The following is a 13230-nucleotide window of genomic DNA, read 5'->3' as shown; positions in this document are numbered from 1 at the left end:
AACTTATAATTTAGAGTGTTCCATCCATCTTATGAATCACACTCCATAATACCCGCTTCCGCCGCTAATTCCTGCAGAATATGTTCCAGCACGCGTTCCCAGTCATTATCAAATTCCGGCAAATATAAGAAACGCACGTCGCGTTCCCGCCGGAACCAGGTAAGCTGACGTTTCGCAAAATGGCGCGTATCGCGTTTCAGGATATTGACCGCTGTCTCCAATGACATTTCGCCATTTAAATATGCCAGAATTTCTTTATATCCAAGTCCCTGCATCGCCACTGAATCACGCCTGCAGCCCATCGCCTGCAGCTGCCTCACTTCCTCGACCAGTCCCTCTTCCATCATCTCATCGATCCGCTTCTCGATCCGCTCATAAAGAACCGTCCGATCGGTATTTAATACATAATAGAAGAAATGGTACGGTGAAGTCTTTGCCCGCTCCGCCTCATTGTGGGCAGAAATCTTCTCGCCCGTCTGCTCATAATATTCCAGCGCGCGGATCACACGTTTTACATTGTTTGCGTGGATCGCCTCCGCCGATTCTGGATCGACCGCCCGCAGGCGCTCATGCAGGACTTCCGCCCCCTGTTCGGCTGCCAGGCGTTCCATCTCCTCCCGAAACTGCGTATTTTCGTCGATCTGGGTGAAATCAATATCATTGAGCAGTGCCTGAATATAAAAGCCGGTTCCACCTGCCACGATCGGAATTTTTCCGCGGCTGTAAATATCTTCCGCCGCCGCGCGGGCAAGCGCCTGAAACCGCACGACATTGAAATCCTCAGTCGGCTCTAAAATATCGATCAGATGGTGCGGCACACCGTCCATCTCCTCCAGGCGTATCTTTGCCGTACCGATATCCATGTGGCGGTACACCTGCATCGAATCCGCGCTGATGATCTCGCCGCCGATCCGCCTGGCAAGCTGAATGGACAGCGCCGTTTTTCCGACTGCTGTCGGTCCGGTCAGGACAATCAGGGGCTTTTTTTCAGCCGCTTGTTCCAGATTTCCCATAAGACTTTCTCTCCTTTTAATGGGTTATACAATCCGTTTGAATTTCTTCTCCAACTCATATTTGCTCATCGATATGATCGTTGGGCGTCCATGTGGGCACGCATACGGATTTTTGAGTTCCAGAAGCTCATCAATCAGCTTGTCCGCTTCGGCAAATGATAATGTGTGATTGCCCTTGACCGCCGCCTTACACGACATCGTCGCCACACGCTCATTGATGAGATCCGGGGTTCCGCTTCCATTGCCCTCCGCCAGATCGTCGATCATCTCCATCAGAAGCTCGCGTTTTGCGACGGAAAAGAGGTTCGCCGGAACGGCACGCACCGCGTACTCCTTGCCGCCAAACGGCTCAATCTCAAATCCAATCGAGGTAAAATGTTCCATATACTGCTCTAATTTGAGCTGCTCACTGCTGTTGAGACTCAAAATGATCGGCGGATCGATCATCTGGGAGGTGTACTCCCTCTTTTGAAGGGATGCCATCGTCCGCTCATAGAGGATTTTCTCATGCGCCGCATGCTGATCAATGATGTACAGATTATCATGATACTCCACCAGCCAGTATGTGTCAAACAGCTGTCCAATCAGGCGGTGGTTCGCACGCGCCGGTTTGGTCAGGAGTTTATCTTCAAACAGATCCATCTGACGGGGCTTTTCAGATGGGGCGGACTGGGTCGATCCCGTTGAAACAGATGCAGGAGATGCAGTTTGCCCCGCTGAAGCTGAGATGGATTCGCTGGAAGGCGCTGACGTGGCCGGCTCTGGCAGATCTGACTCTGTATTAATTGAAACATTTTCAACTCTGCCGGTTGTGTCGGTTCTTCCAAACACTTCATCGAACTGCCCCGTTCCTGACACAGCCACATTTGATCCGCTGCCGGTTTCAGCCCCATATCCCGGCATATCTTCCGAGACCGACATCATTTCTGCCTGCGACGCTCCCAGACGTTTCGTCTCAAACGGTTCCGGATGTTCCTCACGGATACGGACCGGTTTTAAGGACGGACGGCTGCCCTGACTGCTTTCCATCTTTCTGGTTGGAAGCTCCGGCAGCACTCCCTTTTCCAGCCCCGGAATCTTCAGCTCTTTCTCTGCATTCTTCTCATTCTCCAGCGAAACCGCCGGAATCAGTTCCCGGTTAGCGAGTGCCATCGCGATCGTATGGTAGACCGTCCGGTAGATCTGTTCGCCGTCCCTGAAACGGATCTCCATCTTCGCCGGATGGACGTTGACGTCAATATACGACGGATCGATCGTAAATTGCAGCATCGTAAATGGATACTTGTGCTGCATCATGAACGGTTTATATGCGTCCTCGATCGCCTTTCCGATGATACTGCTCTTGATATAGCGTCCGTTGATGAAATAATTTTCATACGTGCGGTTGCCGCGCGCGATCAGCGGCTTACCGATGAAGCCGCCTACCCGGATCGGATCAGCTCCGGCATCCACCTCAATCAGGTTTGCCGTGATCTCGCGTCCAAAGACCGCATAAATTATATCTTTTAAGTTATGATTTCCAGAGGTATGGAGACGGCTCTGGTTGTTATTGATGAAACGGATGGAGATTTCCGGATGCGACAGGGCAATCTTTTCGACTAAATCTGCCACATGGGACCCTTCTGTCGCCGGCGTCTTTAAAAACTTCCGGCGTACCGGTGTATTGTAGAACAGATCTCTGGCGATAAAGGTCGTACCTTCCGGCGCACCGACCTCCTCCAGTCCCAGTTCCTCGCCGCCTTCGATGCGGTAACGGGAACCGCTGATCGAATCGTTTGTTTTCGTGATCAGTTCCACCTTCGCCACCGACGCGATCGACGCCAGCGCCTCGCCGCGGAACCCTAACGATGCCACCTGAAACAAATCCGACGCCGTCCGGATCTTGCTGGTCGCATGGCGCTTAAATGCCAGTGGGATCTCCTCGCGCACAATGCCGCTTCCGTTATCCGTCACCCGGATCGTCTGCAGACCGCCGCCCTGAATCTCCACCGTGATCGCCGTCGCCTTCGAATCGATCGCATTCTCCAAAAGCTCCTTGACAACCGACGCCGGCCGTTCAATGACCTCGCCGGCTGCAATCTGATTGATTGTATTGGAATCCAAGACCTGAATCGCAGCCATCTATCTCCTCCACATCCTTCCTAAACTCTTTTTTACTGGTGCATCCACCGGTTTTTCAGCTTCGCTTGCAGCTTATCTAATGTATTGAGCGCATCCAGCGGAGACATCCGGTTTACTTCCAGTTCCATGATCTCCTTGATGATATCGTCCTCATTGACCGTGTCAAAGATCGACATCTGCTGCAGATCTACCTCGTCCGGTTTTGCCACCTTTTTGCGCGTCTGGGTTCCCGGACCATTTTCTGCAATCTCCTTCGCACGCGCTGTAATGTCGGCATCGCTCAATTCTTCCACCAGTTCTTTTGCCCGATCGATGACCGGAGCCGGAACGCCTGCAAGCTTCGCCACCTGGATGCCGTAGCTCTTATCGGCGCCACCCTTCACGATTTTACGCAGGAAGACGATATCGTCGCCCTGTTCCTTGACCGCAATACAGTAGTTGTTGACGCCGCTTAAGGTTCCTTCCAGCTCTGTCAGTTCATGGTAATGTGTTGCAAACAGCGTCTTAGCACCCAGAATCTTCGTATTACTAATATACTCCACAACCGCCCAGGCGATCGAAAGGCCATCGAAGGTACTCGTACCGCGCCCGATCTCATCGAGAATCAGAAGGCTGTTTTTCGTCGCATTCCGCAGGATATTCGCAACCTCGGTCATCTCCACCATGAAGGTACTCTGACCGGATGCCAGATCGTCCGAAGCGCCCACACGGGTAAAAATACGGTCGCAGAGACCAATATCCGCCTCATCCGCCGGGACGAAGCTTCCGATCTGCGCCATCAGCGTGATCAGCGCCGTCTGACGCATATAAGTTGACTTACCAGCCATGTTCGGACCGGTAATGATCGAAATCCGGTTCTTTCCGTTGTCTAAATATGTGTCATTGGCGACAAACATCTCGCCGCCCATCATGCGCTCTACGACCGGATGACGTCCGTTTTTGATGCGGATGATGCCCTTTTCGTTGATATGAGGTTTCACGTAATTGTAACGCGTCGCCACCACCGACAGAGACGCCAGCACATCCGTCATCGCGATCGCACGGGCGGTACTCTGAATCCGGTTTACCTCGCCCGCGATCTGGTCGCGCACCTGGCAGAACAGATCATATTCCAGAGAAACCAGCTTGTCCTCGGCGCCGAGAATGATATCTTCCAGCTCTTTCAGCCGGTCGGTCGTATAGCGCTCTGCGTTTGTCAGGGTCTGTTTACGGATGAAATAATCCGGCACCAGATCCTTAAAGGAATTAGTCACCTCAAAATAGTAGCCAAATACCTTATTGAACTTGACTTTCAGGTTTTTGATGCCTGTCTTTTCACGCTCGCTCTGCTCTAACTGTGCCAGCCAGTCTTTTCCTTCTGTCTTTGCATGACGCAGACGGTCTGCCTCCTCATGGTAGCCTTCCTTGATGATGCCGCCCTCGCGCACCGTGATCGGCGGCTCTTCCACGATCGCCTTATCAATCAATTCCTTCAAATCTGCCAGCGGATCCAGAGCGGCTTCCAGGTTTTTAAGCAGCTCGCCTGAAAACTCCTTCAAAATCTGTTTGATATACGGAAGCATCGCCAGTGAATTGCCAAACGCGATGAGATCGCGCGGATTTGCCGTCCGGTAACTGATGCATCCGATCAGACGTTCGAGATCATAGATCGGATTCAGATATTCGCACAGCTCCTCACGGCTGATATAGTTCATGTTCAGCTCTTCGATCGCATTCTGGCGGCGCAGGATCTCCTCCCGGCTGATGAGCGGCTGCTCCACAAGTGTCCGCAGCATACGGGCGCCCATCGCCGTTTTCGTCTTATCAAGCACCCAGAGAAGTGTGCCTCGCTTCTGCTTTTCCCGGAGCGTCTCAGTAAGCTCCAGGTTCCGGCGCGTGGACGTATCCAGCATCATAAACTGTCCGGTCGTATAGACAGTCAGGCGCGTCAGGTGTTCCAGTGTATTTTTCTGCGTCTCATACAGATACTGCAGGACAGCACCCGCCGCGATCGCGCCCGTCTCATAGTCTGCCAGTCCCAACGCTTCCAGGTGCTCTACATGAAAATGTTCCCGCAGGATTCTCCGGCAGGAATCATCAGAAAAGAACCGATTTTCAAGTGCTGAGATCACGGCGTTTAACCGTACTTTCAAGTCCTCTAAATCGATTCCTGACATGTAAAAAGCCTCGTTGCAGATAAGCTCCGACGGCGAAAATTTATAAATTTCATCTAACAGACTGCGCTCGTTGCGAACCTCCGTCACAAGATAGTCGCCCGTGCTGACATCAACCGTCGAAACGCCGAATACACCGTCTATGTATACAATTCCCATCAGGTAATTGTTTTTTGATTCCTCCAGAACCTGTGAATTTGTCAGGGTTCCCGGCGTCACCACCCGGATTACCTCCCGCTTCACAAGTCCCTTTGCCTGTTTCGGATCCTCCATCTGCTCTGCGATGGCGACCTTATAGCCCTTCTGGACGAGACGGCTCAAATAACCCTCTACGGCATGATAAGGAACACCGCACATAGGCGCGCGTTCCTCCAGTCCGCAGTCTTTTCCAGTCAGGGTAAGTTCCAATTCTTTCGAAACAGTCTGGGCATCCTCAAAAAACATCTCATAGAAATCGCCAAGACGATAAAACAGAATACAGTCCGGATACTGTTTTTTCGTCTCCAGATAATGAGTCATCATTGGTGAAAGTGCCACAATTTACCTCTCTTCATCGCGATCCGCCCGTTTTCCGGCACTTCACTCATCTGAATGCCAGACCGGACAGACCGCTGTCGTTTTATTTTAGTTGAATTTCGGATCCGTCGGATCCCAGGTCTGCTGATCGGAGATCGGTACCAGCTCCGGCTTATCAAATGGAGATGCTACATTGGCATCCTCGTATACCTGTACAGTCGTTCCCAGATGGCAGTTATCATATACCCACTTGGAGTTTCCACAGGTCAGGCGTACACAGCCTAAAGAACGGGAAACACCCAGACCATTATAGCCGACGGTCAGAAGGTTATTCTCATTCGGGGTTGCGTATGTAATCGAATGGAACAGGAATCCCTGTGTGATACGGGTTGCATACTGGGTGTAAGTATCATTTACCATCAGTCTCCAGCGATATTTCTCCGGTGTCTTGAAAGTTCCAATCGGCGTATCATCACCGACGGAGGTCAGCATCGCTTTCACCGGAATAATATATCCGTTATTGCCGTCTTTTGCATAAACCGTCAGGCAGTTCAGTGTCTTATTTACCTTCAGGAGATAATCGGACTGCTTGCCAATCAGGCTGTCTACGTCCTGAACCAGACGACCGCATGAGTCAAAGTAGAACTTGTAACCATCGATATACTGCCAGCCGGTCTTTGCATAGCCATTTTCAAAATAATAACGTACAAAGTCATCGGAAAGCCAACCGTTATATACGCTTCCGTCCTCATTGAACATAACCGTTGCATTTTCTGCTACGCTCAGTCTGCTGGAAGCAGCTGATTTGTAGCGCAGTGCTGCACTCTGCGGACCTGCGCTTCCCTTCGGAACTAATACGACTTCAATAGAAAGGATCTTCTCGCCGATATCCACGGTACCAGCCACTTCGCCGTTCTTCGCATATCCCATCTTGCCCTGACCGCTGGATGTAACGCTATAGTAAACATCGTACATCTTCTCAGCCTGACCGGAAAGCTGAATCTGGATCGCCTCTACCCAGCTTCCGGAACCAACCACACCGGTCTGGATGCCGTCATGGTACCACCACAGATAACCGCCTGTGTTGGTATATGCACGGTAGGATACGCCGCCGATCCCCTCAAAGTTTTTCAAATTCATCGCAAATGCAGAAATATCGCCTTCCGCATTATACAGATAATTGACGCCGACATGAAGCGCCGTATTCTCATCCTGCTGTCCTGCTTCCTGGTTGAACTGCTCTGCCGATGTGGACGAACCGGCGTTTGGCATACCGACTGTACCATTTGCAATGTCATCTGCCGGTCCTGCGTATGCGACAGAAGCGCTTCCTGCCAGCATACAGGCTGACAGCAGAACCGTCAATCCTTTATAATGCTTTTTCATGAATTCATCCTCCTTAATCTACCAGGGATCCCATATAGTAAAAGCCCTTGGATTCCTCCAGATATACTTTAGCAATTTTACCGATCAGCTCTTTTCCACCTGGGAAATGAACGATTGTGTTATTGGACATACGTCCGGTCACCAGTCCCTCTACGTGGCTGTCCGGTTCCTCCACCAGAACCTCCTGCACTGTATGGACATCTCTTCCACAGACCTGTGCGGAGATCGCCTGTACCTCTGCGAGCAGACGGTCGAAACGTTCTTTGACAACTTCTTCTGGAACCTGATTTTCCATCGCTGCCGCCGGAGTTCCGGTGCGCTTCGAATAAATAAAGGTAAATGCGCTGTCGTAGCGGACTTTCCGCACAACCTCCAGTGTCTCCTCGAAATCTTCCTCCGTCTCTCCCGGGAATCCAACGATGATATCCGTCGTCAGGGAAATATCCGGTACCGCCTTGCGGATGCGCTCTGCCAGTTCCAGATACTGCTCTTTCGTGTAATGGCGGTTCATCTTCTTTAGGATCTCGCTGCTGCCCGACTGAAGCGGCAGATGCAGATGGCGGCAGATCTTCTTGGAAGATGCCATCACTTCGATCAGCTCATCCGACAGATCCTTCGGATGGGAGGTCATGAAACGGATCCGTTTAAGCCCCTCAATCCGCTCTACCCGGCGCAGAAGTTCTGCAAAGGTAATTGGAGATTCCAGGTTCTTTCCGTAGGAATTGACATTCTGCCCTAACAGCATGATCTCCACGACGCCGTTCTTAACCAGCTCTTCAATCTCACGGATGATGTCCTCCGGCGCACGGCTGCGCTCGCGTCCGCGCACATACGGGACGATGCAATAGCTGCAGAAATTGTTGCAGCCAAACATGATATTAACGCCAGACTTAAATGTATATTTGCGCTCCGACGGCAGATCCTCAACGATCTTATCAGTTCCTTTCCAGATATCGATGACCATCTTCCCCGTCTCAAAGCGCTGTTCCAGCAGCTCTGCCAGTTTATATACATTGTGCGTGCCGAAAATCAAGTCCACAAAGCGGTAGCTCTTCTTTAATTTCTCTACAACCTCCGGCTCCTGCATCATGCAGCCGCAGAGTGCGATCATCATATGCGGATTCTTTTTCTTGAGGCTGTGAAGATACCCTAAACGTCCATACACGCGCAGGTTCGCATTTTCACGGACTGTACATGTATTGTAGAGGACGAAATCCGATTCCTCACTGGTTCCTTCCACAAATCCTGCTTCCAGCAGAATACCGAGAAGCTTTTCTGAATCGTGTGCATTCATCTGACACCCGAACGTCGAGATAAAGCAGGTCAGCGGACGCCCCAGTTTGTCCGAAATCTCCTGTACCTTCTGGCGGCAGAGTGCCATATAATACTGCTGGCGATCCGGTTCCTGCTGCGGTATACCGCCCACCGGAATCTGACATTTGTCAGACACAAACACGCCTGCTGCGGATTCGGACGAATCGTTTGTATGTAAATCCATAAATTGTATTGCTCCTTACTATTCTTTCATTATCCTAATAATCCTAATATTTCATACATTAGATAATATTACTATATGGCGCTCATTTTCGCAAGTCCCATTCCTGCCAGAATCCTTTCCAGTTTCTTACAAAATATTCCGGTTCATGTATCTGGAAGCAAAAACAGAGTTTACCACACGGCTGCTCTGTTCCTGTATGCCTTTTCGGCTTTGAAAAAGAATGTGCCTTGGCAAATTCTCGCGCCGAGCGTGGTCGCTTGCGATATGTTTCTGCTTCGCGCGAGTGCGCCAGACATTACAAAACTTTAATTGTCTGCTCCGGTGTCACAATATATGCCATTTTTTTATCGTGCTTTTCGGTTTCAAATGCCGGAAACAACTGGAATCCATAGCAGATCCCCACCGCCATATGGTCCGGTTCTGCCGCAAAAAAGCGGTCATAATACCCCGCCCCATAACCGATGCGGTTTCCATCCTTGGAAAACCCTACGCCAGGCGTGATCACCAGCGCTTTCGGCGCATCTGCCTCCTGACATCCGTCCGCCGGTTCCGGGATGCCATATGCCCCTGTCACAAGCTGACACCGATCTGTGACATAGAAAAAACGCATCTCACGCCCAAACACCCGCGGCAGCGCCACCCGGCAGCCGCGTTTTAACAGCTCGTCAATCAAATATTCCGTACTTGCCTCACCGCGCACACTCGTATAGGCATACACTGCCGTCCCGGCTGATGGAAAGAAGGGGTGGAGACGTTCTAACAATGCCTCATCCCATCGTTGTTTTTCTTCTGGCAGCAGAGTCCCGCGTTTTTGAAGGACATATGCGCGAACCTCCTGTTTTGATATCTGCGATCCAGATGAATGAATAACCATCTCTTCTACCCTTCAATTAATTCTTCGTATCCGTAACGCCGCCGTATTTCTTACCCAGATCCGTAATAGAACCGTCTTTCTCTTTAATCAGTATCGAATTTAACTGTCCTCGCATATTTCCACGGATTGACTCAATGTACTCCTTCCGAAGCGCTGCCTGCTCTTTTTTCTCTTCTTCGGTCAATCCAACTGCCTGGCTCTTATGATATAACGTATTAATACGGTCAATTCTTTCCTGTTTCATCTATCATTTCTCCTCTTATAATGCTTGTTTTAATTTTGGGGATAGCATACTTCGCGATAATTGCCTCTGCCGTCTTCATCCCATCCATCGCCGCCGAGGTAATGCCGCCCGCATATCCAGCGCCCTCGCCGCATGGGTAAATGCCCGCGATCGTGCTGCTCTCCATCGTCGCGTGGTCACGCGGAATCCGCAGCGGCGAGGAGGTCCGGCTCTCTACTCCGGCAAAAACCGCATCCTCACGGTCAAAGCCATGAATCACATGTCCAAAATGTTCCATTCCCTCTAACATCGCTGCCGAAAGCGCTTCCGGCAGCACCTCCCGCAGATTTCCAAATGCAAACTGTCCTTCAAACTGTGGTGTCACTGCTCCAAATCCCGTTGAACTCCGGTTTTCCCGGAAATCTCCATAAAGCTGTACCGGGATTTTTCCGCCGCCGCAGCGGTATGCCGCTTCCTCCAGCTGACGCTGGAACGTTACGCCGCCAAGTGTGCCCGGCTGTGGAAAATCCTCCGGTGTAACGGTCACAATCAGGGCGCTGTTTGCGTTTGCACCGGCACGATCATGGTTGCTCATGCCGTTGATTGCCAGCCGTCCCGGCTCTGAGGATGCATCCACAACAAAGCCGCCCGGACACATACAGAAAGAATACACGCCCCTGCCTCCGGAGGTCTGTGCCGTCAGCTTATAGCTGGCAGCCCCCAGATTCCCGGCTTCTTCCCGTCCGTACTGGCTTAAGTTGATCTGCGTCTGTGGGTGCTGGATCCGCAGTCCCACCGCAAATGCCTTTGCCTGCATGTCGAGCGGTTTCTCTGCCAGCATCGCAAACGTATCGCGGGCGCTATGCCCGATCGCCAGCACCAGTGCCGATGCCGGAATCTCCTCCACCGTCCGTCCTGCCTCCGACGTGCCTTTACGGGCACTGACGCGGATGGAACACAAATGACCATTCTGTGTCTCAAAGTCCTCCAGACGGCAGCCAAACCGTACCTCACCGCCCAGACTCTCTATCTCACTTCGAATATTCTTTACCACCGTCCGCAGAACATCCGTTCCAACGTGCGGCTTGTTCACATAGGTAATCGTCGGATCCGCGCCCGCCTGCGCCAAGATTTTTAGCACTTCCTTATTCCGCCCAGATGGATCCTTGACCAGCGTATTCAGCTTTCCATCTGAAAACGTACCGGCACCGCCCTCGCCGAACTGCACATTGCACTCCGGATCCAGCGTTCCATCTGTCCAATAGCGTGCAACCGCCTTTGCACGGCTGTCCGCATCCAGCCCCCGTTCCAGAATAAGAGGGCGATATCCGGCACGCGCCAACATCAGACCACAAAACATACCTGCCGGACCAAAGCCCACGATTACCGGTCGTTCCCGAAGCGGCTCTATTCCCGGATCGGGCAGGCGGTACGCCTCTTCCTTTCGGATCTGCACATTTACACTGCGCGCACGTTTGACAATCGCCGCCTCTTTCCCTGCCACTGCAACATCTAATGCATATAAATAGTACAGATCTGGCTTTTTGCGCGCATCCAGAGACTGGCGCACCAGCTCCACCGACTGTATCTGATCTGCCGATACTCCCATCATTTTGGCAGTTTTCTTGCGAAGATCTGCCTCACTGTGGCTGACCGGCAGTTTTACCTGATTTACTCGTATCATTTATCTGACTCCCTTCCAGCACATTTTCCAGCTGCTGCACCGCTGCTCCACGCCCACTGGAGATTATAACCGCCGCAGATGCCATCGACATCCAGAATCTCCCCAGCAAAATATAATCCTTTTACCTTCTTCGATTCCATCGTCTGTGCGTCAACCTCCCGCACATCGACGCCGCCGCAGCAGATCTGTGCCTGTTCAAAGGAATTTGTACCGTTCACGCTGACCTCAAACCGGCAGAGCAGATCCCCCAGCGTCTGAATCTGTGCCTCTGTCAGGCTGCCAACCGTCCGATCTGGCCGGATTCCTGCCTGTTTTAAAAACAGAGCTGCCAGTTTTTTATGTATCCAGCCGGAAAAAAAGTCCTCCACCTGCCGTTCTTTCAGGCGCTCACTCCGCTCTTTTAATATCCGGCGTGTCTCCGTTTCCGGGCATTCCGGATAAAAATTGAGTACCGCCCGTACATCCTGTCCCTCATCGAGCGCGCGCGCCGCAAAGCGGCTGACCTGGAAAACCGGAATCCCCGAAATACCATAATCCGTAAGCTGCACCTCGCCCTTGTCCTCCGCCAGCTTTCTGCCATCGCTGTAGAGTATCACAGAGGCATCCGCGCGTACTCCGGCGAGCTGTTTAAAGAACTTTTCCGGGCAACGAAGCTGAACCAATGCCGGAAGCGGCTTGATGATATGGTGTCCCAGCCGTTTCGCCAGCTTATATCCGCTTCCATCCGAACCTGTACCCGGTGCCGCCTTGCTGCCGCACGCCAGAATCAGCGCCTCGCCCGAAAAGCTCCCCTGGGACGTCTTCACTTCAAACCGGTGTTTCGCATCTTCGCGCGGCGTGATCGAGAAAACTTCACATTCCGTCACCACCTGAACCGACTCCCGCGCAAGTCCCAGACGGAGTGCATCTAAAACAGCGCTTGCCTGCCCGGAATATGGATACAGATATCCGTCCCGTTCCCGCGTCAAAACGCCGAGATCCTCAAAATATTCCAGTGTCATCGGAAGCGTAAACGTCCCAAGCGCCTTCCATGGAAAATCCGGCTGACCACTGCGGTAGCAGAACGGCTCCTGCAAACGGTTTGAAAGGTTACAGCGTCCATTGCCGGTAGACAGGATCTTCTTGCCGACCCGGTCTTTATGTTCCAGCAGAACCACCTGTGCGCCCTCCCTGGCAGCAAAAATGGCAGCCGTCATTCCGGCTGCTCCTGCTCCCACTATGATTACTTTATTCTGACTCATCCCTATTTCCCTTCCTGACCGTTTGCTTCGTACCGTTCATACGCGGACTTTCTTCTTTGTTTTTTGACTGTATTATAATCACATCTAACTGCTGAAAGACTCCAGATAGTGAAACACATCCGTCATTGTGTCGAACCAGACTCCTTCCAGCAGTTTTTCCTGTTCTTCCACGGAAAATTCTGAGAGCGGCATATGGGTCTGGAAACAGATTTCGCCGCTTGTTCCGTCAAAGATAAGCAGCATCCCATCCTCCGCCGTCAGACAATAGCCGGATTGTTTCTCCGCCACTTCCGGTTCCGGGTTCAGAACCGCATTATTCTCCGGCATCCGCTCTGACTCATACACGCGCCCCGGTACCGGTTCCGCCCGCCGTGGACGGTACCACCAGAGCCCTGCCGCCAGAAGCAGAAGCATTGCAAAACAAAAAAGCGCCGCAAACAGTATTCCCTGATATTTTCTCATAATAAGGATACCTCCTGTTGTGTATCCTTATTATTCACTTTTTTCTAAATTTTAATCAT

At 51.7% G+C, this 13230-nt stretch carries 10 protein-coding genes; all 10 read right to left on the bottom strand.

The genetic code is table 11. The features are described 5' to 3' along the window. Positions 1-29: 29 nt before the first annotated feature. Positions 30-1013: a tRNA (adenosine(37)-N6)-dimethylallyltransferase MiaA gene (gene miaA, locus DXB70_RS05355; protein WP_118672821.1), complete on the bottom strand. Its 984-nt coding sequence runs from the start codon at positions 1011-1013 to the stop codon at positions 30-32. Between the two features lie 24 nt (positions 1014-1037). Further along, positions 1038-3134: a DNA mismatch repair endonuclease MutL gene (mutL, locus tag DXB70_RS05350; protein WP_118672820.1), complete on the bottom strand. Its 2097-nt coding sequence runs from the start codon at positions 3132-3134 to the stop codon at positions 1038-1040. A gap of 32 nt (positions 3135-3166) precedes the next feature. Next, positions 3167-5809, bottom strand: a complete 2643-nt coding sequence (gene mutS / locus DXB70_RS05345; protein ID WP_118672819.1) for a DNA mismatch repair protein MutS — start codon at positions 5807-5809, stop codon at positions 3167-3169. 102 nt (positions 5810-5911) lie between these two features. Next, entirely contained in the window at positions 5912-7189 is a 1278-nt protein-coding gene (locus DXB70_RS05340) for a L,D-transpeptidase family protein (protein ID WP_118672818.1), read from the bottom strand. 13 nt (positions 7190-7202) lie between these two features. Continuing rightward, on the bottom strand, positions 7203-8570 hold the full coding sequence (gene miaB / locus DXB70_RS05335) for a tRNA (N6-isopentenyl adenosine(37)-C2)-methylthiotransferase MiaB (protein WP_347559599.1): 1368 nt from the start codon (positions 8568-8570) through the stop codon (positions 7203-7205). 412 nt (positions 8571-8982) lie between these two features. After that, complete coding sequence (locus tag DXB70_RS05330) at positions 8983-9561, bottom strand: 5-formyltetrahydrofolate cyclo-ligase (protein WP_118637377.1); 579 nt, start codon at positions 9559-9561, stop codon at positions 8983-8985. A 16-nt stretch (positions 9562-9577) separates the two neighbouring features. Beyond that, positions 9578-9805, bottom strand: coding sequence for a DUF896 domain-containing protein (locus DXB70_RS05325; protein WP_022359502.1), 228 nt, complete (start codon positions 9803-9805; stop codon positions 9578-9580). Continuing rightward, the gene (locus tag DXB70_RS05320; protein ID WP_118672816.1) at positions 9786-11468 is read right to left on the bottom strand and encodes an FAD-dependent protein; all 1683 of its coding nucleotides are present in this window, start codon (positions 11466-11468) and stop codon (positions 9786-9788) included. The genes DXB70_RS05325 and DXB70_RS05320 overlap by 20 nt, the downstream gene beginning before the upstream one ends. Beyond that, complete coding sequence (locus tag DXB70_RS05315; RefSeq protein ID WP_118672815.1) at positions 11465-12709, bottom strand: NAD(P)/FAD-dependent oxidoreductase; 1245 nt, start codon at positions 12707-12709, stop codon at positions 11465-11467. The genes DXB70_RS05320 and DXB70_RS05315 overlap by 4 nt, the downstream gene beginning before the upstream one ends. 84 nt (positions 12710-12793) lie before the next feature. After that, entirely contained in the window at positions 12794-13171 is a 378-nt protein-coding gene (locus DXB70_RS05310) for a hypothetical protein (RefSeq protein WP_118672814.1), read from the bottom strand. Positions 13172-13230 lie beyond the last annotated feature (59 nt).

This window comes from Clostridium sp. OM05-5BH, assembly GCF_003481505.1.
In the GTDB taxonomy this organism is placed as follows: Bacteria; Bacillota; Clostridia; order Lachnospirales; family Lachnospiraceae; genus Otoolea; species Otoolea fessa.
Note: the sequence above shows the minus strand (reverse complement) of the source record. Positions and strands in the feature narration are given on the sequence as shown.